Source organism: Kitasatospora sp. NBC_00458 (assembly GCF_036013975.1).
Lineage (GTDB): Bacteria > Actinomycetota > Actinomycetes > Streptomycetales > Streptomycetaceae > Kitasatospora.
On record NZ_CP107904.1, the window covers coordinates 5,533,925 to 5,553,804 of the forward strand.

Sequence of the window (19,880 nt, forward strand, 5' to 3'; positions counted from 1 at the left end):
CGCGCCGCCCCGGGCCCGGCGGACCTCAGGCGGCCAGGGCCTTCTTCACCTGGAGCAGGCTCGGGTTGGTCATCACGACCCGCTCGCCGCCGCCCGTCGGCTGCACGAGCACGGTCGGGACGGTCTGGTTGCCGTTGTTCACCGACTCGACGAAGGACGCCGACGCCGGGTCCTCCTCGATGTTGATCTCGGTGTAGCCGATGCCTTCACGGTCCAGCTGGCTCTTGAGCCGGTTGCAGTAGCCGCACCAGGTCGTGCTGTACATCGTCACGCTGCCGGACATCGAGGGGACTCCTTCGAAAGAGAGGGGGGCGTACGGTTCCAGGGGGAGAACGTCCGCCGCACGGCGGTCATTCCGCGCTCCCGCGGTGCGCCCGCGGCGATCCCCTGCCGTTCCGCGAGGGTCGTGCGGATGCGCACGCCCGGAGTGTGACGGAAGGAACGCGCCCCGGAGTGCGACAACCCGCCGGTCCGCGCAGCGATCATCCTGCGATCACACCGCCCCTGTGGACAACCCCGCCCCGGTTGTCCGAGCGGACTGAGAGTATGGAACGCATGCAGGAAGACCTCTTGAGCGGCATCCCGTTCGACGACCACGGCAGTGACCGGTCCGGCCACCCCGACGCCACCGGTCCCGACGCCGTCCTCGCCGGGCTCGATCCCGAGCAGCGGGCCGTCGCCACCGCCCTGCACGGGCCCGTCTGCGTCCTCGCCGGAGCCGGCACCGGCAAGACCCGGGCCATCACCCACCGCATCGCCTACGGCGTGCGCAGCGGCGTCTACCAGCCCCAGCAGGTCCTCGCCGTCACCTTCACCGCCCGCGCCGCCGGCGAGATGCGCGGCCGCCTGCGCCAGCTCGGCGCCGACGGCGTCCAGGCCCGGACCTTCCACGCCGCCGCCCTCCGCCAGCTCCACTACTTCTGGCCGCGCGCGGTCGGCGGACCCGTCCCGCAGCTGCTGGAGCGCAAGGTCCAGCTGGTCGCCGAGGCCGCGAGCCGCTGCGGCCTGCGCGTCCAGCGCACCGAGCTGCGCGACCTCACGGCCGAGGTCGAGTGGGCCAAGGTCACCCAGATCGGCCCCGACGACTACCCCGCCGCCGTCCAGAAGTCCGGCCGCGAGGCCCCCCGGGACCCGGCCGAGACCGCCCAGGTCTACCGCGTGTACGAGGAGGCCAAGACCCGCCGGGGCGTGATCGACTTCGAGGACGTGCTGCTGCTCACCGCCGCCATCCTGGAGGACCGCCCCGACATCGCCGACCAGGTCCGGTCCCAGTACCGGCACTTCACCGTCGACGAGTACCAGGACGTCTCCCCCCTCCAGCAGCGGCTCCTCGACCAGTGGACGGGACCGGGCGGCGGCACCAGCCTCTGCGTCGTCGGCGACGCCAGCCAGACCATCTACTCGTTCACCGGCGCCACCCCGGACTACCTGCTCAACTTCCGCACCCGCCACCCCGAGGCGACGGTCGTCAAGCTGGTCCGCGACTACCGCTCCACCCCGCAGGTCGTCCACCTCGCGAACGGGCTGCTCGCCCAGGCCCGCGGCGAGGCGGCCCGGCACCGCCTCGAACTCGTCTCCCAGCGCGAGGCCGGCCCCGAGCCCGTCTACACCGAGTACGAGGACGAGCCGACCGAGGCCGAGACCACCGCCCGCCGGATCAAGGAGCTCCTCGCCGCCGGAGTCCGCGCCAGCGAGGTCGCCGTCCTCTTCCGCACCAACGGCCAGTCCGAGGTCTACGAGCAGGCCCTCGCCGACCTCGGCGTCCCCTACCAGCTCAAGGGCGCCGAGCGGTTCTTCGAACGGCCGGAGGTCCGCGACGCCGGCGTCCTGCTGCGCGGCGCCGCCCGGGCCGGCTCCGACCCGCTCACCGACGACGCCCCGGACCTCGCCGGCCAGGTCCGCGCCGTCCTCGCCACCCGCGGCTTCACCGCGGAGCCGCCGGCCGGCTCCGGGGCCGTCCGCGACCGCTGGGAGTCCCTCGCGGCGCTCGTCCGCCTCGCCGAGGAGTTCGAGCGCACCCGGACCGCCGAGGGCCTGGCCGCCGACCTCGCCGCCTACGTCGCCGAGCTCGACGCCCGCGCCGCCGCCCAGCACGCCCCCGCCGTCGAGGGCGTCACCCTGGCCTCCCTGCACGCCGCCAAGGGCCTGGAGTGGGACGCCGTGTTCCTCGTCGGCCTCACCGAGGGCACCCTGCCGATCATCTACGCCAAGACCGACGAGCAGGTCGAGGAGGAGCGCCGCCTCCTCTACGTCGGCGTCACCCGCGCCCGCAAGCACCTCTCCCTCTCCTGGGCGCTCTCCCGCTCCCCGGGCGGGCGGGCCTCCCGCAAGCCCAGCCGCTTCCTCGACGGCCTGCGCCCCGGCTCCAGCGCGCCCGGCACCCGCTCCGCGGGCCGCGGCGGGCGCGGCGGCGTCGAGCAGGGCGAGCGCTCCGCCGCCCGCCGGGCCCGCGGACCGGTCAAGTGCCGGGTCTGCGACCGCGCCCTCACCGAGGCCGTCGAGCGCAAGCTCCGCCGCTGCGAGACCTGCCCGTCCACCATGGACGAGGCGCTCTACGAGCGGCTGCGCGAGTGGCGGGCCGGACAGGCCCGCAAGCAGGGCGCCCCGGCCTACGTCGTCTTCACCGACGCCACCCTGATGGCCATCGCCGAGGACGTCCCCGGCACCCGCCAGGAGCTGGCCGTCATCTCCGGGGTGGGTGCCATGAAGCTGGACAAATACGGGGCCGCCGTGCTCTCGTTGTGTGCGGGGGAGGAGCCCGAGGAGGATCCGGGGGACGTCGAGGACGGCCGGTCGGACGAACCGGCCTGAGCCGGTCCGGGGCGATCACAGCCGGCGTCACGGGACGCCGCGGAGACCGTCGGGAAACTCGCCGGAAAAATAGTTTGCGCGCCATACCGGGAGCGCAATAGCCTGCCGGAGCGGTCAAGGGGACGCGGTCGCACGGGGTGACGCCTGTGCCTCTGTCCCTTGCACCCACCGGCTTCACCGCTCGACCAGCTTCACCGAGACAGACATCCGAACAGTTCGGAGCCCGGGAGACCAGGCCCCGCGAGACGCCGAGAGGAGGCGAAGACAGTGGGAACCATCATGATCACCAAAATGACTGGCCAGACCGTTGTCGCTGCCTCCCTGCGTGCTGCCCGCCTGCGGGCCCTCGCCGAGCTCTGCGAAACCGGTCTGGGTCTCGACACCACCGGTGTCTCCGTCGTTCCCGCCACCCCCGCCCTCGCTGTCAGTGGTCCTGACCACACTGGCCTCGGCAGCACGGGCACCAAGGGCGGCGACCTCGACGGCACCAGTGTCGAGAGCGGTCTGTCCCGTGACTGGGCGTCGGTCGACGCGTCGCGCTCCCTGCGTGATGAGCGACCGACCCAGGCACCGAAGGCGGCCGTAGCCGCCGCCAAGCATGGCGGCTATGCGCAGGTCATCGGTGCCGGAAACGCCCCGAAGCAGAACGAGCAGCAGATCAAGCAGGCCACGGCCGCCTTTATCGGCGCCACGGCCATCCGGATGCAGGCCTTCCGCGGTCCTGAACCCTGGAGAGAACGAACCTGAGCCAGTCTCAGGTCGGCACCTCCAGGGCCGCGGAACCCGTCACACCGGGATCCGCGGCCCTTCTGTTTTGTCCGGTACGCAAGACCACCCAGGCCCTCCGGGGCCTCCGGCCCAGCCCCACCAGTCAGCTGAGCCGGACCCACTGAGAAGACGAGGAAGACGCCCACAGTGTCCACGGTCATCACACCGCCCACCCCGTCCGTACCGCCGACAAACCAGATCCAGGCCGACCAGGCCGACCCCCCGGAGGTTTCCCCCATGCAGATCACCTCGATCGACCAGGCCGAGGAGCTCGGCCTCCCCGTTCCCTGCCGCGCCTTCGACCCCGAGGTCTTCTTCGCCGAGACGCCCGCCGACGTCGAGTACGCGAAGTCCCTCTGTGGCACCTGCCCGGTCAAGGACGCCTGTCTCACCGGCGCGCTGGAGCGCCGCGAGCCCTGGGGCGTCTGGGGTGGCGAGCTCTTCGTCCAGGGTGTCGTCGTGGCCCGCAAGCGGCCGCGTGGCCGCCCGCGCAAGACCGAGGTCGCGGCGTGAACCCCGCGTCCGGAGCCGAGGCCGTCCGCCGGGGAGAGCAGCCCCCGCTGGACAGCGCCCTCCGCCGCTCCGTACGCATCGCCGCCGCCAAGGCCGACACGGCCGGCGTCCACCCCTTCCCGACAACGCACCACGAGCAGGACCACCACATGACCGCCGCCGCCATCGATCCCACCGTCCGCGCAGAGCAGACCACCGAACGTCAGATCCAGAACAGGACCCTCGAAATGCAACTTCTCCACGAATCCCTGGCGCGTGCGCATATGCAAGAGCGCCTCCAGGAGGCGGAGCACCAACGACTCGTCGGTCGGGTCGCCCGGGCCCACCGGCTCAAGCAGAAGGCCGAGCGTGCCTCGCTCCGGGCCCGCAAGGCCCTCGCCGTCGCCCTGATGTAGTCGCCCGCCCCGCAGCCGCACCGCCGGCCGCACCCCCGGACACCACACCGGACCCCCGTCGTGCCGCAGGCCGCCCCCCGATCCGGGGAGCGGCCTGCGGCCGTTGTCGCACGAAGGGCGCGGGTCCGGTCCCCCCGGCCCGCGCCCCGGGGGCACCAGGCGTCCTGCGGCGCGGCCTCAGTCCTTCTTCGTCGGCCCCCGTCGCTTCGGCGGCGCCGGCCGCTCCTCCGCGAACTCCGGCAGCCACGCCAGCATCTCCGCCCGGAACGGCGCCTTCGCCCCCAGCTGGCAGAGCACGCCGATGGTGCTCAGCGTCACCCGGTGGATCAGCAGGTAGGACGGCGGCAGGTTCAGCTGCTTGCCCAGGTTGTACGCGGGGGAGCGGGGATCGGCGATCCGCGCGGCCTGCGCCCGCATCCACGCCCGGGTGAAGTGGAACGAGTCCACCGCCGCGGGCTCGATGATCGGCAGCAGGTAGTCCAGCACCGCGTCCGGGTCCAGCTCGATCGAGGGCTTCACGAAGCCCTCCTCCCGTAGCATCGCCAGCACGCCCGCCGCGTCCCCGGCCAGGGCCATCCGCAGCGACGCCCCGATCGGCGCCGGCAGCCCGCCGGGCAGCCGGTCGACCGTGCCGAAGTCCAGGACGCCCAGCCGCCAGCCCTCCACCGGGCCGTCGTCCTTCAGCAGCCGGAAGTTGCCCGGGTGCGGATCGGCGTGCAGCAGCCCGGTCCGCGACGGGCCGGCGAACAGGAAGCGCGCCAGCAACTGTCCCGCGCGGTCCCGCTCCTCCTGGGTCCCGCCGGCGATCACCTCGGAGAGCGGGGTGCCGTCCATCCACTCCGACACCAGCACCTGGTCGGCCTGCGCCACCACACCCGGCACGACGATCTCCGGGTCGCCCGCGAACTCCTCGGCGTGGCGCCGCTGGGCCTGGGCCTCCAGTTCGTAGTCCAGCTCCTCGGCGACCCGCTCGCGCAGCTCGGTGATCAGCGGCTTGATGTCCAGGCCCGGAATCAGCGGGCCCAGCAGCCAGGCGACCCGGCTCAGCTGCGAGAGGTCCGCCAGCAGCGCGTCCCCCGCGCCCGGGTACTGCACCTTGACCGCGACCGTGCGCCCGTCGTGCCAGACCGCCCGGTGCACCTGCCCGATCGACGCGGCCGCCGCCGGCCGGTCGTCGAACTCCCGGAACAGCTCCCGCCAGTGCGCGCCCAGCCGCTGTTCCAGGGCGGTGTGCACGGTGGAGGCCGGCATCGGCGGCGCGGCGTCCTGCAGCTTGGTCAGCGCCGCCCGGTACGGACCGGCCACCTCCTCGGGCAGCGCGGCCTCGAAGACGGACAGCACCTGCCCGAACTTCATCGCCCCGCCCTTGAGCTCCCCCAGGACCTTGAACAGCTGGTCGGCGGTGGCCTGTTGCAGCTCGGCCGTCACGACCTCGGCCGACCGGCCCCCGATCCGCTTCCCCAGCCCGAGGGTGGCCCGGCCGGCTATCCCCAGCGGCAGGGCGGCGAGTCTTGCCGTGCGGGTCATTGCCTTGCGCGGAAGATCGCTCACCCGGGCCTCCAATCGACACGCCCCCGGCCCCCGCAGCGGAGGCCGGCTGTCATACGCCATTGTGCCCGCTCGCCGCCCCGGCCCCGGCCGGATTGCGCACCCCGCCCGGGCCGGGACCGGTGCTGCCCGACCCCGGCCCCGACCCCGGCCGGGTCTCAGCCCCGGGCGCCCCGCCCCGGGCGGGTGCCGATGGCCTGGGGGAAGGAGAACAGGCGGTGCGGGTCGTACCGGTGCTTGACCCCGACCAGCCGCGGATAGTTCTCGCCGTAGTAGGCGCGCTGCCAGTCCGGCAGCCCCGGGTCGATGAAGTTCTGGTAGCTCTCGCCGCTGGAGTACGGGTCGAGCAGCGCGAACCCGCCGTCCGCCCAGCTGCGCGCCGCCGCGACGGCGGCCTGGTCCACCGGGCCGGTGGCGATGACCGCGCCGAAGCTCGCGTTGAACTGCGCGTTGCGGTGGACGTACGCGGAGGCGGTCCGTGCCGGGTCGTTGGCCGCGCCGCCCAGCGCGCTCAGCTGGACCATCCGCTGGTGGCCCGTCTGCCGGTCGCCGTCGATGCGGCCGACCGCGGCCTCCCAGAGCGCCCGCGGCGGCGGCCCGTCGAACAGCCGGCCCCGGTCCACCGCGGCGGTCGGCCGGGCCAGGACGGCGGTCGGACCGGTGCCCGCCCGGTGGCACTGGTCCCGGGTGTACGAGCCGCAGCCGTAGAGGCCCATCATGACCGAGAGGTAGGGCGCGGTGAAGCTGTTCCGCGTGGCCGGGACGGCGCCGACCAGCGAGACCAGCCGCCCGATCTCCGCCGACAGTTCGGCCTCGGTGCCGACCGAGCCGATCAGCACCGAGACGAACGGGGACGCGCCGGGGAAGGGGGGCAGGCCGACCACGGCCCCGCCGCCCAGGGTCCGCGGGGCGTCGGGCAGCCAGTGCGCCCAGCCGTCCAGCAGGTCGACCGCCCTGTCGAAGGTCCAGGTGAGGCTGGCCAGGGTGAGCGTGGCCAGCGGGACGGGCTGCACCGTGTAGGAGGTGACGACGCCGAAGTTGCCGCCACCGCCGCCGCGCAGCGCCCAGTACAGGTCGTCGTGCTCGTCGGGCGAGGCGGTGACCGTCCTGCCGTCGGCCAGCACCACCCGGGCCGAGGTCACCTTGTCGCTGGAGATGCCGACGTGCCGGGTGAGCAGGCCGATCCCGCCGCCCTGGAGGAAGCCGCCCAGGGAGACGGTGGGACAGAACCCGCCGGAGACCGCGAGGCCGTGGGGCGCGACGGCGTTGGTCACGTCGACCAGCTGGGTGCCGCCCCCGAAGGTGGCCCTGCCGTCGGCGGTGACGGCGGCCGAGTCGAGGCGGGAGACGTCGATCACCAGGCCGGTGCCGGTGGAGTACCCGCCGCCGCTGTGGCCGCCGGCGCGGACGGCGATCGGGAGGTCGTGGTCCTGCGCGTAGCGGAGGCAGAGGGAGACGTCGGCCTCGTCGGCGCAGTAGGCGACGGCGGCGGGCTCGACGGAGTCGAAGCGGGCCTGGCCGATCTGCTTGGCGGTGCCGTAGGCCGGGTCGCCGGGGAGGACGAGGGTGCCGTGCAGCCGGGCCGCCAGCCGGGACCATCGTCGTCGCCGGGACTCGGAGGCCGTGGCGGAGGCGGGGAGGGCGGTGACGGCGGCGAGCGGGAGGGCCAGCGCGCCGGCGCCGCCGAGGAGCGATCTGCGAGTGATCATGCCGGGACCTTTCGGTGAGGTCGTGCACGAGCGTTGCGATCGGGAGAGGGGCCGTCGTCCGGTCATCGGCCGGGAGGCCGTCGACACAGTAGCGCAGGGGTACGGGGGCTCACGGGGGGTTCGGCTCAGTGCGGTGGGACCGGCTGCCAGAGGCACCCGCAGTCCGGGTGGCCCTTGAGCCGCAGCCGGCGCGGCATGCCGTCGACGGCGGAGATCTCGCACCAGCCGTCGACGCTCGGCGGCCGGCCGCCGTCCAGGAAGACCTGGACGTGGAGCGCCGCGAGTCCGGCGACCGCGGTCGCGAGGGCGGTGTCGCAGGCCGGTGCCGGGGCCCGGCCGGGGCCGTCGTCGGCGAGCTGGGCGAGGATCCGAGGCCAGGCCGCGTCCTCGTCCTCGCGGGCCAGCACCAGGCAGTGGCCGCAGGCCGACGAACCCGGCACGACCAGGGGGCCGACCACCCCGAACTCCTCCACCACCCCGACGTACAGGTGCGGGACCCCGGCCCGGAGGAGTTCGCGGGCCTGGGGCGTGCCGCCGGCGAACGCCCCGCTGCCGTCCCGGGGCGCGAGCACCACCAGGTCGGGCAGCCCGGGCCTCGGCCGCCGGCTGTGCCGGGCCGGGTGCCGGGCGGAGGCCCGGTCGACCGCCTCGCGGGCGGCGGTGGACCGCAGCCGCCCGACGTCCCCGGCCGGCAGGCCCGCGGGGGAGCAGTCCCCGGGGGCGACGCGGCCGGAGTCCACCACGCCGACCGCTCCCGTGCCGCCCGCCGCGAGCACGGCCGCGAGGGCCGCCCCGACGCGGCCCGCGCCGCGCACCTCGACCGCGCGGTCGGCCCGGTGGGCCAGGACCGCGGGTGCGGCGCCGGGAGTCGAGTGGATCAGGGAGAGCGAGGCGAGGTCGGGGCCGAGCAGTTCGCGGTGCGGCTGCGGGAAGCGGGCGAGCGCCCGGTCGGAGGCTTCGGCGTCGTCGAGCACGCCGGCCTCCTCCAGGAGGTCGAGGACGGTGCCGGCCGGCCCGCGCCCGAAGCCGGTCCGCTCGCCCTCGGCGAGCAGGGCGGGGCGGTCGCGCGTCCCGTCGACCAGTCCGAGGAAGTCGCAGAGGGCCCGGTCGGCGTGGGCGAGCACGCCGGCGTGCCGGGAGACGGTGCCGAACTGCAGGGTGTCCGAGTCCCGCCAGCTGCGGGAGAGGGCGGTCTTGAGGGCGAGGCGCACGGCGGTCTTCCTCCCGATCGGTTCCGGACGGTCGGCGGCAGCATGCCCGATCGGGGCGACGGCGTGCGCCACGTTATCCACAGGAGCAGGACCATGATCGGATGAACCGTCCGCACACCCTGTGGATAACTTGACGTCCGGCCCGGGGTCGGATTCCGGACACCTTCCGTCGGCCTTTCGTTCCCGATCGCTCCACGAAACATTTCGGCCATGGCAGCGGACTTCTGTCCGCCCCACCGGGTAACGTCGTGTGCCATGGCAGCCGAACGGGACTCCCATCCCTCGGCGTCGCCTCGGCGTGCCCGTGCAGCGTCCGGGTCGCAGGTGGCGGCGCCGAGCACGCGCGGGCGTCCGGAGCAGCAACCGGGGGCCGCGCGGTCGGAGCCGTTCGACCGTTCCCGGGTCGAGGTGCGGCGCAGCGCCAGGCGCAGCCGGACGGTCTCCGCCTACCGGGAGGGCGACCGGACCATCGTGCTGATCCCGGCGCGGATGTCCCACGCCGAGGAGCAGCGCTGGGTCGCGCAGATGCTGGAGAAGCTCGCCGCCCAGGAGAGCCGCCGGGTGCTCGGCGACGACGCGCTGGTGGCCAGGGCCCGCGAGCTCTCCGCCGCCTACCTGGACGACCGGGCCGAGCCGGCCCAGGTGCGCTGGGTGACCAACCAGAACTCGCGCTGGGGTTCGTGCACCCCCAGTGAGCGGACGATCAGGCTCTCGCACCGCCTCCAGGGCATGCCGGAGTACGTCGTCGACTACGTGCTCCTGCACGAGCTGGCACACCTGCTGGTGCCGGACCACGGGCCGGCGTTCTGGGCCCTGCTGGAGGCGTACCCGAAGACGGAGCGGGCCCGGGGCTACCTGGAGGGCGTGGTCTCCGCGGCCAGGCTGCCGCACATCCCGGGGGCCCGGCACGCCGGGCAGCCCGACGCGGGGCCGGCCGGCTCCTGCGGCTGAGCCCGCCGGGTCCCCGTGCGGGCCCCCGGGGAGACACGGCGGCGCGGCGGCGCGGAGGTACGGGAACGACGAAGGGGCGCGGGCCACAGTGGCCCGCGCCCCTTCCTGGTCCGGACGCCCCCGAACGCCTCAGCCGGTCAGCTCCCGGGCCCGGGCGACGAGGTCGCGCACCGAGTGGTCGGTGAGCTCGGGCAGCCGGTCGAAGTCGAACCAGCGCAGGTCCAGGGACTCCTCGCTGATCAGCGCCTGCGATCCGGGCGGCGCCACCGCGACGTACTGGACGTCGAGGTGGGTGTTCTCGGGCCGGTCCTTGCCGGTGCAGCGCACCTGGTGCCGGTCGAGCTTGACCGGCACGGGCGTGCCGTCGAGGGCCAGCAGCGAGAGGTCCGGGATGCCGGACTCCTCGGTGGCCTCGCGCAGCGCCGCCGCAGCGAGGTCACCGTCGCCGGGCTCGCAGTGGCCGCCCATCTGCAGCCAGAGGCCGACCTTGGGGTGCAGGGTGAGCAGCACCCGCCCGGCGGCCGGGTCGACGACCGCCGCGCTGGCGGTGACGTGGGCGGGCAGGCAGGAGCGGAACAGCCCGTCGGGCCGGTCGGCGAGGTGCTGCAGGTAGTCGCGCCGCAGCTGCTCCTGGGCCGGGTCGGCGGGGCGCCAGCCGGCCAGGGTGCGGACGGCGTCCGCGTGCAGGGCACCCGCGGCGGCGGTGCCGGGGGCGCCGGCGGTGCCCGTTCCGCCGGTGCCCGTCTCGGTGACCGTCATGCGCCGGACTCGTCCTTTCCGTCCTCGTCGTCCTTCTTCGTCAGGTCGGGCTTCGGGTCGGACTTCGGGCCGGCCGCACCGGCCGCACCGCCCGCCGCGGCCTCGCCGAGGAGCCTGTCGATCGCGTCGAAGTCGAGGCCGCCCTCGACACCGCCCGCGGTGTCCCGGTGCACGAAGGCGTCCGGGTCGTCGAGGTCGGCGGCGGTGGGCAGCATGTCGGGGTGCTGCCAGAGGTCGTCGCGGCCCTCGATGCCGCGGGCGTCGGCGAGCAGCGCCCAGAGCCGGGCGGCGTCGCGCAGCCGGCGGGGGCGCAGTTCGAGGCCGACCAGGGTGGCGAAGGTCTGCTCGGCGGGCCCGCCGGCCGCGCGGCGGCGGCGGACGGTCTCGCGCAGCGCCCCGGCCTGCGGCAGGTGGGGTTCGGCGGCGGCGTGCACGACCGCGTCGACCCAGCCCTCGACGAGCGCGAGCGCGGTCTCCAGGCGGGCGAGCGCGGCCTTCTGCTCGGGGGTGTCCTCGGGCTGGAGCAGGCCGCCGGCGAGCGCCTCCTGGAGGGCTTCGGGGTTGCTCGGGTCGAGCTGGCCGACCAGCTCCTCCATCCGGGAGGTGTCGACCTTGATGCCGCGGGCGTAGGCCTCGACGGCGCCGAGCAGGTGGGCGCGGAGCCACGGCACGTGGGCGAAGAGCCGCTGGTGGGCGGCCTCGCGCAGGGCGAGGTAGAGCCGGACCTCCTCGACGGGCACGTTCAGGCCCTCGCCGAACTCGGCGACGTTCTGCGGCAGCAGCGCGGCCTTGCCGGCGGGGGCGAGCGGGAGGCCGACGTCGGTGGAGCCGACGACCTCGCCGGCGAGCGCGCCGAGCGCCTGGCCGATCTGGGTGCCGAACATGGCGCCGCCCATGGAGCGCATCATGCCCATCAGCGGGCCGGCCATGGCCTGCATCTCCTCGGGCAGGACACCGCCCATGGCGTTGCCGACGCGCTCGGCGACCGGGTCGACGAGGTCCTTCCAGACCGGGAGGGTGGCCTCGATCCACTCGGCGCGGCTCCAGGCGACGGCGGTGCCGGCACCGGAGGGGAACTCGGTGGAGCCGTCGAGCCAGAGGTCGGCGAGGCGGACGGCCTCGGCGACGGCGGCCCGCTCGGTCGCGCTGACCGAGCGGTCCTTGCTCTTGCCCTCGGCGGGCTCGGCGACGACGGTCTGCCGGGCGATGTCCTTGGCGAGGTCCCAGTTGACCGGGCCGCCCTCGAACGAGAGCATCTGGCCGAGCTGCTGGAAGGCGGCGCCGAGGTCGTTGGGGTTGAGGCCGCCGAACATGGCGGCGAAGGGGTTGTCGCCCGCACCGGGGGTGCCGGGCGCGCCGGGCACGCCGCCCATGCCGAAGAGCGCGCCGAGCGGGTTGCCGGCGCCGAAGCCGAAGGGCTGCGGGCCGCTCTGCTCGCCGTCGCCCTGGTCCTTCTTCTGCTCGTCGCCGGGCTTGGCCTTGCCGTCTTCGGGCTCCTCTGGCGGAACGCCGAATCCGAAGGGAAGGTCGCTCACGGGGTCCTCGATCCGGTCGGCCGTCATACGGGTGGTGGCGGGGAAATCTGTGTGCCCGGGGCGGTCGGCGGAGTGGGGGGACTCCCGGCCGGTGGGCGGCTCCCGCGCGGCTGGTCCGCGCCGGGTGCACCGCCGGGCCTCAGCCTCGGGCAGGATGGACGTACGTGACACACGTACGTACGCACATAAGCTAACCGTGGAGGATGGCCGGTGAGTTCCCCGCCTTCGGACGTTCGCTCTGGGCTGACCGGAGGAGAGGACGCCCCGGACATCTCGGCGTCGCCGCCTCCAGCCTATGACGGAAGACCCCTGACCGTGGCGGTCACGGGTGCCGCCGGTGTGCTCGGCGAGCGGGTCGCGGCCCGGCTGGTGGCCTCGCCGGGGGTGAAGAAGGTGCTCGCGGTGGACGACCGGCGCGGTGAGGTGCCGGGTGTCCAGTGGCGGGTCCTCGACGTCCGGGACCCTGCGGTGGCCGAGCGGCTGGCCGGGGTGGACGTGGTGGTCCACCTGGCGATGGACCTGGGCATGGAGTCCGACCCGCGGGCGCGCAGCGCCTACAACGTGCGGGGCGCGCAGACGGTGCTGACGGCGGCCGCGGCCGCCGGGGTGCACCGGGTGGTGCTCTGCACCTCGGCGATGGTCTACGGCGCACTGGCCGACAACGAGGTGCCGCTGGCGGAGGACTCCGAGCTGCGGGCGACCGAGGAGGCCTCGCTGGTCGGGGACCTGCTGGAGATCGAGCGGCTGGCCCGCCGGGCACCGCGGGCGCACCCGGGGCTGCAGGTGACCGTGCTGCGGCCGGCCGTGGTGGTCGGTCCCGGGGTCGACACCGTGCTGACCCGGCACTTCGAGGCGCCGCGGCTGCTGGTGGTGGCGGGTTCGCGGCCCTGCTGGCAGTTCTGCCACGTGGACGACCTGGCGGTGGCGCTGGAGTACGCGGCGCTGGGCCTGGTCGAGGGCGAGGTGACGGTCGGCTGCGACGGCTGGCTGGAGCAGGAGGACGTGGAGCGGCTGTCGGGGATCCGGCGGATGGAGCTGCCGGCCTCGCTCGCGCTGGGCACCGCGGCGCGGCTGCACCGGCTGGGGCTGACGCCGGCGCCGGCCGGGGACCTCGCGTACACGATGTACCCGTGGGTGGTGTCGGGCAGCCGGCTGCACGAGGCGGGCTGGCGGCCGAGGTACACCAACGAGGAGGTGCTGGCGGAGCTGCTGGCGCAGGTGGCCGGGAAGCACGCGGTGGCCGGGCGGCGGCTGGGCGGCAAGGAGGCCGCGACCAGCCTGGGTGCGGCGGGGGCGACGGTGGCGCTGGTGGGTACGGCCGCGCTGGTGCGGCGGGCGCGGAAGCGGCGCCGCTTCTGAGTGCGGCGGCCCTCCGGCCGCCGCCGGCGCCCGGTCGCCGGTCTCCGCCGGTCGCCGGTCTCCCCCGGTCCCGGGCGGGTCGGCGGCGGGCGCCCCGGGCCGGTGCCGGAGGAGCCGCTCGGACCCGATCGTTCTCACGATGCGAAATTTTGCAATCGTGATGCGGAAGCCTCTTGCCCCGCCCCCGCCGGGATGGGGGAACATGGGGTCATGTCCGAGAACCACGACCCGATCCGCCTGCTCGCGATCCGCGACACCCCGCTCTCGCTCGACGAGGTGTACGCGGCGGTGGGCGACGACGCGGCCGGCGGGACGACCGTCTTCGTCGGGACGGTCCGCGACCACGACGGCGGCAAGTCGGTCTCCGCGCTGGAGTACAGCTGCCACCCCACGGCCGAGCAGGAGATGCGCCGGATCGCCGAGAAGGTCGTCGCGGACTTCCCGGTCCGGGCGCTCGCCGCGGTGCACCGGATCGGCCGGCTGGGGATCACCGACAAGGCGGTGATCGTCGCGGTCTCCTGCGCCCACCGCGGTGAGGCGTTCGCCGCCGCCCGCCGGCTGATCGACGACCTCAAGCACGAGGTGCCGATCTGGAAGCACCAGGTCTTCTCCGACGGCGAGGAGGAGTGGGTCGGCGCCGGGAACTGCTGACCGGGCCCGTTGTGGCCAGGCGCCGCCCGTCGTGGCCCGCCGACGCGCAGGCGCGCCGGTCCCTCACTCGAACGGGTGTGGACCTGTGCGCCGAATACTCCCTGGCAGTGAGCCGATCGGCCGTGCCGTAACCCGGAAGGCGCCGTCAACGTTGTCCGCCGGAGTGGTTAATCTGCTCATAGACACGACGAGCTGGGAGTACTGAGATGGCTGCGCTCGCCTGGTTGATCATTCCGGTAGTCGCCGCACTGCTCGCCGCCGTGTGGGCGGGGTGGGCCCAGCGGGCCCCCAGGGCGACGGGGGATCCGGCCTCACTGGCCGAACACAAGCGGTTCATGGCCGCGATGGAACGCACGACGGCAGGCTCCGGTCCGGACGAGCGTCCGGGCCGGTAGCCCGCCGGGCGTACCGTCGGCCGCGTCCCGTACTGTCGAGGCATGCCACGCCGCTCTGCGACGATGCTCGCCGCCACCCTGCTGCTCATAGCGCTGCTCTGTGCCTCGGTGCTGATGAAGGTGCCGTACACGGAGATGAGCCCGGGCCCGACGTACAACACGCTCGGTGTGCAGGAGAAGACGGGCACGCCGGTGATCACCATCACCGGCCACGAGTCGTTCCCGGCGAGCGGCCACCTCAACATGACCACCGTCCAGGTCACCGGGGCCAAGTACGAGCCCAGCCTGGTCAACGCGGTGGTCGGCTGGCTGCGGGACGACGTGCTGGTGGTGCCGCACGACAACGTCTACCCGAAGGGGCAGACCGACGCCGAGGCCAAGCAGCAGAACGCCGAGGAGTTCGCGCTCTCCGAGGACCACGCCCGCACCGCCGCGCTCAAGCAGCTCGGCATCCCGATGGGCAGCGAGCTGATCGTCCAGGCCGTCACGGCCGGCGCCCCGGCCGAGGGCCGGCTGCACGCCGGCGACCAGATCGTCGCCGTCGACGGCGCCCCGGTGGGCGACCCGGAGGCCGTGGCCAAGGCGGTCACCAGGCACCAGCCCGGTGAGCAGGTGGTCTTCACCGTGGTGCCGCGGGTCAAGGAGGGCTCCGCCGAGCCGGGCGTGCGCACCGACATCACCGTCCCGACCGTGAAGTCGCCCGACACCGGGTCCGCGATGGTCGGCATCCGCCCGGGCCTGAAGCACACCTACCCGTTCCGCATCGACATCGGGCTGCAGGACGTCGGCGGGCCCAGCGCCGGCCTGATGTTCTCGCTCGGCATCATCGACAAGCTGACGCCCGGCGACCTCACCGCCGGCCGGTTCGTGGCCGGCACCGGCACCATCGACGACGACGGCGCGGTCGGGCCGATCGGCGGCATATCGATGAAGCTGATCGCCGCGCGGGACGCCGGCGCCGAGTTCTTCCTCACACCGGCCGCCAACTGCGCCGAGGCGGGCAAGCACACCCCGGACGGGCTGACCCTGGTCAAGGCCGAGACGCTGGACGGCGCGCTGAAGTCGCTGGAGCAGGTCCGCTCCGGGCAGACCTCCGCGCTGCCGTCCTGCGCCTCGTAACCGGGGCCGCAGGAGCGGGGGACCGGTCGGGGGGTCGACGGGCGGAGCGGCCGGGTGGCCGTTCCGCTACGCGAAGGTCGCCAGCAGGGCCTCGGTCAGGCCCGGCACCAGGTCGGGGCCGGTCAGCACCTCGCGCGCGACGTCCTTGGAGCGGAGCCGCAGCGCGACCTCCCGCTTCCCGCCGCGCAGCACGGCGGCGGTGATCCGCACCTCCTCGCGCTTGGGGTGGTTGGCCACCCACTCGGCGAGCTGGGCGTCGCTGGCGTTGCGCGGGCGGGTCTGCTCGGAGCCGGGCGGCAGCATCAGCCGCTCCACCACCAGGGCGCAGCCGGCGACGGCGTCGGGCCACGCGATGGTGCCGAGGAACTTGTCCAGCTCCATGCCGGCCGGCAGCTCGTCCTGCTCGACCGGGGTGAGGCCGGCCTCCTCGGTGTCGGCGAGGCCGAGCTGCTTGGCGATGCGCGGGTCGGCCTTGCGCAGGGCGGCGCTGTCCACCAGGGCGAACAGCCGGGCCGGGAGGTCCCAGCCGAGGGTGGCGGCGTACTCGTCGATCTCCAGGGCCGCCCGGGTCAGCGGGGTGGCGGCCGGGAGCGTGGAGACGTCGTCGGGGAGATTGGATCCATCGGACATGCCTCAATCCTCACACGCCGGGCGGGCGGGGCGGCGCCGCACGGTGCCGGACGGGGCCGCGGGGGAGCCGGAGGGGGCCGCCGGGCGGTGCCGGGGAGCCCGTCCGGGAGCCGCCGGGGGGAGCGGTGCGGCGGCCCTCCGGGAGCGCGGCGGGGGCCGCGCCGGCGGGCGGGGAGCGGCGGTGGTGCTAGTAACCGTCTGCTAACGGTGGGAACTCGGCTAAAGCCTGGTTAAGTTGCACTGAAGACCGACCGACTCCAGACGACACAACTGAGGTGCCACCGTGGTATTCCAGATGCCGGAACGCTCAGGGCCGGGTTTCCGGCGCAGAGTAGGCCCGCCCTCCCGGCGGGCGCGGGTGCTCCTGCTGACCCTGGGAGTGCTCGCGGTCCTCTTCCTGCTGTTCGTCATGTTCGCCGGCTTCTGGACGGACTGGCTCTGGTTCAAGTCGGTCCACTACTCCTCGGTGTTCACCACCCAGCTGTGGACGAAGATCGGACTGTTCGCCGTCTTCGGCCTGCTGATGGCGGTGATCGTCGGCTTCAACGTGTGGCTCGCGCACCGGCTGCGGCCGCCGCTGTCGGCGATGTCCGTCGAGCAACAGAGCCTGGACCGGTACCGCTCGGGCCTGGCGCCGTTCAAGCGCTGGGCGCTGACCGGGATCGCGCTGGTCATCGGGCTGGTGGCGGGCGCCGCGGCCTCGGGCCAGTGGCGGACGTGGCTGCTGTGGACCAACGGGACGTCCTTCGGCGTCAAGGACCCGCAGTTCGGCATGGACGTCTCGTTCTACGCCTTCGAGCTGCCGTTCTACGAGTTCCTGCTGGGCTTCGCGTTCAGCGCGGTGATCGTCTCGCTGCTCACCTCGGTGCTGGTGCACTACCTGTACGGCGGGCTGCGGCTGCAGGGCCCGGGCCGGCGGGCGAGCGTCGGCGCGCAGGGGCACCTGGCGGTGCTGCTGGGCGTCTTCGTGCTGCTGAAGGCGGTGGCGTACTGGCTGGACCGGTACGCGCTGGCGGTGAAGACCGGTGCGTACAAGGGCGTGTCCGGGTGGACCGGGCTGCGCTACGTGGACGCCAACGCGTTCCTGCCGGCGAAGACGATCCTGTTCTTCGTCGCGATCATCTGCGCGGTGCTGTTCTTCCTGACCCCGATCCGCCGCACCTGGGCCCCGGCCCTGATCGGCCTCGGGCTGATGGTGCTGTCGGCGGTGCTGATCGGCGGGGTGTACCCGGCGATCGTGCAGCAGTTCCAGGTCAAGCCGAACGAGCAGGCCAAGGAGACGCCGTACATCCAGAAGAACATCGACGCGACGCGCCAGGCGTACGGGATCGCGGACAGTGAGGTCAGCACCTACGACCCGGCGGACTCGACCAACGCGGACGCGCTGAAGCCGGACGCCCAGACCATCGCGGACATCCGGCTGCTGGACCCGAACGTGGTCGGTCCGACCTTCCAGCAGAACCAGGCGCTGCGGAAGTACTACGCCTTCCCCAAGTCGCTGGACGTCGACCGGTACGGCGACCAGGACTCCGTGCTGGGCGTGCGCGAGCTGGACCTGAACGGCATCCAGCGGAACTGGATCAACGACCACTTCAACTACACCCACGGCTACGGCGTGATCGCCGCCAAGGGCAACCAGGTGGACGCCAACGGCAACCCCGTCTACACCGAGTCGGCGCTGCCGACCAAGGGCTCCTTCGGCGACTACCAGCAGCGCATCTACTACGGCGAGAAGACCACGACGTACTCGATCGTCGGCGGCGGGTACCAGGACATCGACTACACCGCCGAGGACGGCACCCCGGTGCACTTCAGCTACGACGGCGAGGGCGGCGTCGGGCTGGGCAACCCGCTGACCCGGGCCGCGTACGCGGTGAAGTTCGCCGAGCCGCAGATCCTCTACTCCAGCGCGATCCGGGACGGCGCGAAGGTCATCTACGACCGCACCCCCAAGGAGCGGGTGGAGAAGGTCGCCCCGTGGCTGTCCATCGACGCCGACCCGTACCCGGTGGTGGAGGACGGCCGGGTGGTCTGGGTGCTGGACGGCTACACCACCTCCGACGGCTACCCGTTCTCGTCCAAGACGACCCTGGGCGACGTCACCAAGGACTCGCTGACCAACCAGCGCGGTGAGCTGCTGACCGCCGCCAACCAGGTCAACTACATCCGCAACTCGGTCAAGGCCACCGTGGACGCGTACACCGGCGAGGTGACGCTCTACCAGTGGGACGAGAACGACCCGGTGCTGAAGACCTGGATGAAGGCGTTCCCCGACACCGTCAAGGCGAAGGCCGAGATCCCGGGCTCGCTGATGCCCCACCTGCGGTACCCGCAGGACATGTTCAAGGTGCAGCGGGACCTGCTCGCCGAGTACCACATGACCGACGCCGGCGGCTTCTTCAACGGCACGGACATCTGGCAGGTGCCGACCGACCCGACCACCAACTCCAACGAGGTGCAGCCGCCGTACTACCTGACGGTCCGGATGCCCGACGCGAAGGCCGCGACGTTCTCGCTCACCACGAGCTTCGCGCCCAACGGCCGTGACAACCTGGCCGCCTTCATGTCGGTCAGCGCCGACCCGGGACCGGACTACGGGAAGATCCGGATCGCCAAGATGCCGACCGACTCGGGGGCGCTCGGGCCGAAGCAGGTGCAGGCGAAGTTCAACTCGGACCCGCTCGTGGCCAACCAGCTCACCCTGCTGAAGACCGGCACCGACTCCGACATCGAGTACGGCAACCTGCTGACCCTCCCGGTCGGCGGCGGCCTGCTCAACGTCGAACCGGTCTACCTGATCGGCCGCAGCGCGAAGGTGCCGGTGCTGAAGAAGGTGCTGGCGACCTACGGGAACGAGAACGCGGTCGTCGCCGTCGAGGACAACCTGGAGAAGGCGCTGGCCAAGGTGCTCGGCGGTGCGGCGGGCGGGGCGGCGGTCACGCCGACGGCGCCCGGCACCACGCCGACCAACCCGACGACGCCGACCAGCCCGACCACGCCGGGGACGACGGTCTCGCCGGAGCTGCAGAAGGCGATCGGGGACGCGGTCAAGGCGAACAACGACAGCCAGACCGCGTTCAAGAACGGCGACTGGGCGGCCTACGGGCAGGCCCAGAAGGCGCTGAGCGACGCCCTCAAGGCGATCGAGGCGGCGCAGCAGAAGCCGGCCGGCACCCCGGCACCGGCCCCGACGCCGGGGGCGGGCGCGGCTCCGACGCCGGGCGCCGCGCCGGGCACGACCCCGGCGGCCGCGCCGACGGGGACGCCGACCCCGGGCTCCTGAGCTGCGGCAACCGATTTCTGTCCCGCCCCGCGACCGTGCTATGGTTTGGCTACCGACGCGGGGTGGAGCAGCTCGGTAGCTCGCTGGGCTCATAACCCAGAGGTCGCAGGTTCAAATCCTGTCCCCGCTACTCAGTAGCGAAGAGGCCCGGAGGATTCGTCCTCCGGGCCTCTGACGTTTTTCCGGCCGGGCCGCGGGGGCCGCTCCGGTACCATCGAGCGTCGCCAAGGACGACGGCAGCGG

General features: G+C 73.6%; 17 protein-coding genes and 1 tRNA gene. 11 read left to right on the forward strand and 7 right to left on the reverse strand.

All coding sequences use genetic code 11. The features are described 5' to 3' along the window. Nucleotides 1-25: 25 nt before the first annotated feature. A complete protein-coding gene (locus OG550_RS23070) occupies nt 26-283 on the reverse strand; it encodes a mycoredoxin (RefSeq protein WP_327680469.1) in 258 nt (85 codons plus the stop codon). A gap of 263 nt (nt 284-546) precedes the next feature. Between OG550_RS23070 and OG550_RS23075 the strand changes: the two genes are divergently transcribed. From OG550_RS23075 to OG550_RS23090, 4 genes are all read left to right on the forward strand, one after another. Continuing rightward, a complete protein-coding gene (locus OG550_RS23075) occupies nt 547-2,811 on the forward strand; it encodes an ATP-dependent DNA helicase UvrD2 (protein ID WP_327680470.1) in 2,265 nt (754 codons plus the stop codon). 267 nt (nt 2,812-3,078) lie between these two features. After that, entirely contained in the window at nt 3,079-3,558 is a 480-nt protein-coding gene (locus OG550_RS23080) for a hypothetical protein (RefSeq protein WP_327680472.1), read from the forward strand. Nucleotides 3,559-3,726: 168 nt separating this feature from the next. Continuing rightward, the gene (locus OG550_RS23085; protein ID WP_380355869.1) at nt 3,727-4,092 is read left to right on the forward strand and encodes a WhiB family transcriptional regulator; all 366 of its coding nucleotides are present in this window, start codon (nt 3,727-3,729) and stop codon (nt 4,090-4,092) included. Then, nucleotides 4,089-4,487, forward strand: coding sequence for a hypothetical protein (locus OG550_RS23090; RefSeq protein WP_327680474.1), 399 nt, complete (start codon nt 4,089-4,091; stop codon nt 4,485-4,487). Before OG550_RS23085 ends, OG550_RS23090 begins: the two co-directional genes overlap by 4 nt. Nucleotides 4,488-4,664: 177 nt before the next feature. Here OG550_RS23090 and OG550_RS23095 read toward each other — a convergent pair whose 3' ends face one another. The 3 genes from OG550_RS23095 to OG550_RS23105 all read right to left on the reverse strand — a co-directional run bounded on the left by OG550_RS23095 (nt 4,665) and on the right by OG550_RS23105 (nt 8,955). After that, nucleotides 4,665-6,038: an ABC1 kinase family protein gene (locus OG550_RS23095; protein WP_327680476.1), complete on the reverse strand. Its 1,374-nt coding sequence runs from the start codon at nt 6,036-6,038 to the stop codon at nt 4,665-4,667. Between the two features lie 155 nt (nt 6,039-6,193). After that, nucleotides 6,194-7,744, reverse strand: coding sequence for an FAD-binding oxidoreductase (locus OG550_RS23100; protein WP_327680478.1), 1,551 nt, complete (start codon nt 7,742-7,744; stop codon nt 6,194-6,196). 125 nt (nt 7,745-7,869) lie between these two features. Then, nucleotides 7,870-8,955, reverse strand: a complete 1,086-nt coding sequence (locus OG550_RS23105) for a ThiF family adenylyltransferase (protein ID WP_327680480.1) — start codon at nt 8,953-8,955, stop codon at nt 7,870-7,872. Between the two features lie 255 nt (nt 8,956-9,210). On the opposite strand from OG550_RS23105, the gene OG550_RS23110 reads away from it, so the two are divergent. Continuing rightward, a complete protein-coding gene (locus OG550_RS23110) occupies nt 9,211-9,906 on the forward strand; it encodes a M48 metallopeptidase family protein (protein ID WP_327680482.1) in 696 nt (231 codons plus the stop codon). Between the two features lie 129 nt (nt 9,907-10,035). On the opposite strand, the gene OG550_RS23115 is transcribed toward OG550_RS23110, so the two are convergent. Together OG550_RS23115 and OG550_RS23120 are read right to left on the reverse strand one after the other, a co-directional pair. After that, nucleotides 10,036-10,665, reverse strand: a complete 630-nt coding sequence (locus OG550_RS23115; protein ID WP_327680483.1) for an NUDIX hydrolase — start codon at nt 10,663-10,665, stop codon at nt 10,036-10,038. Further along, nucleotides 10,662-12,200 carry a zinc-dependent metalloprotease gene (locus OG550_RS23120; protein WP_327680485.1) on the reverse strand — a complete coding sequence of 513 codons (1,539 nt, stop codon included), beginning with the start codon at nt 12,198-12,200 and terminating at the stop codon, nt 10,662-10,664. The genes OG550_RS23115 and OG550_RS23120 overlap by 4 nt, the downstream gene beginning before the upstream one ends. Nucleotides 12,201-12,410: 210 nt before the next feature. On the opposite strand from OG550_RS23120, the gene OG550_RS23125 reads away from it, so the two are divergent. The 4 genes from OG550_RS23125 (at nt 12,411) to OG550_RS23140 (ending at nt 15,724) form a co-directional block, all read left to right on the forward strand. After that, the gene (locus tag OG550_RS23125) at nt 12,411-13,559 is read left to right on the forward strand and encodes an NAD-dependent epimerase/dehydratase family protein (protein ID WP_442906061.1); all 1,149 of its coding nucleotides are present in this window, start codon (nt 12,411-12,413) and stop codon (nt 13,557-13,559) included. Nucleotides 13,560-13,769: 210 nt separating this feature from the next. Next, a complete protein-coding gene (locus tag OG550_RS23130; protein ID WP_327680487.1) occupies nt 13,770-14,210 on the forward strand; it encodes a molybdenum cofactor biosynthesis protein MoaE in 441 nt (146 codons plus the stop codon). A gap of 206 nt (nt 14,211-14,416) precedes the next feature. Next, nucleotides 14,417-14,605 (forward strand): hypothetical protein, encoded by a 189-nt coding sequence (locus OG550_RS23135; protein WP_327680489.1) that lies wholly within the window; start codon nt 14,417-14,419, stop codon nt 14,603-14,605. A 42-nt stretch (nt 14,606-14,647) separates the two neighbouring features. Continuing rightward, nucleotides 14,648-15,724 carry a YlbL family protein gene (locus OG550_RS23140; RefSeq protein ID WP_327680491.1) on the forward strand — a complete coding sequence of 359 codons (1,077 nt, stop codon included), beginning with the start codon at nt 14,648-14,650 and terminating at the stop codon, nt 15,722-15,724. Nucleotides 15,725-15,790: 66 nt separating this feature from the next. On the opposite strand, the gene OG550_RS23145 is transcribed toward OG550_RS23140, so the two are convergent. After that, complete coding sequence (locus OG550_RS23145) at nt 15,791-16,354, reverse strand: PPA1309 family protein (RefSeq protein ID WP_327680493.1); 564 nt, start codon at nt 16,352-16,354, stop codon at nt 15,791-15,793. A gap of 295 nt (nt 16,355-16,649) precedes the next feature. Here OG550_RS23145 and OG550_RS23150 point away from each other — a divergent pair, with 295 nt between their 5' ends. Together OG550_RS23150 and OG550_RS23155 are read left to right on the forward strand one after the other, a co-directional pair. Further along, the gene (locus tag OG550_RS23150) at nt 16,650-19,637 is read left to right on the forward strand and encodes a UPF0182 family membrane protein (protein ID WP_327684075.1); all 2,988 of its coding nucleotides are present in this window, start codon (nt 16,650-16,652) and stop codon (nt 19,635-19,637) included. Nucleotides 19,638-19,693: 56 nt separating this feature from the next. Then, nucleotides 19,694-19,767, forward strand: a tRNA-Met gene (locus tag OG550_RS23155). Nucleotides 19,768-19,880 lie beyond the last annotated feature (113 nt).

Excerpts from the sequence above, each read along its gene's own strand:
- OG550_RS23150 (WP_327684075.1), top strand. The coding sequence starts at position 16,650 with ATGCCGGAACGCTCAGGGCCGGGTTTCCGGCGCAGAGTAGGCCCGCCC.
- OG550_RS23140 (WP_327680491.1), top strand. The coding sequence starts at position 14,648 with ATGCCACGCCGCTCTGCGACGATGCTCGCCGCCACCCTGCTGCTCATA.
- OG550_RS23130 (WP_327680487.1), top strand. The coding sequence starts at position 13,770 with ATGTCCGAGAACCACGACCCGATCCGCCTGCTCGCGATCCGCGACACC.
- OG550_RS23110 (WP_327680482.1), top strand. The coding sequence starts at position 9,211 with ATGGCAGCCGAACGGGACTCCCATCCCTCGGCGTCGCCTCGGCGTGCC.
- OG550_RS23115 (WP_327680483.1), bottom strand. The coding sequence starts at position 10,665 with ATGACGGTCACCGAGACGGGCACCGGCGGAACGGGCACCGCCGGCGCC.
- OG550_RS23145 (WP_327680493.1), bottom strand. The coding sequence starts at position 16,354 with ATGTCCGATGGATCCAATCTCCCCGACGACGTCTCCACGCTCCCGGCC.
- OG550_RS23070 (WP_327680469.1), bottom strand. The coding sequence starts at position 283 with ATGTCCGGCAGCGTGACGATGTACAGCACGACCTGGTGCGGCTACTGC.
- OG550_RS23100 (WP_327680478.1), bottom strand. The coding sequence starts at position 7,744 with ATGATCACTCGCAGATCGCTCCTCGGCGGCGCCGGCGCGCTGGCCCTC.
- OG550_RS23135 (WP_327680489.1), top strand. The coding sequence starts at position 14,417 with ATGGCTGCGCTCGCCTGGTTGATCATTCCGGTAGTCGCCGCACTGCTC.
- OG550_RS23075 (WP_327680470.1), top strand. The coding sequence starts at position 547 with ATGGAACGCATGCAGGAAGACCTCTTGAGCGGCATCCCGTTCGACGAC.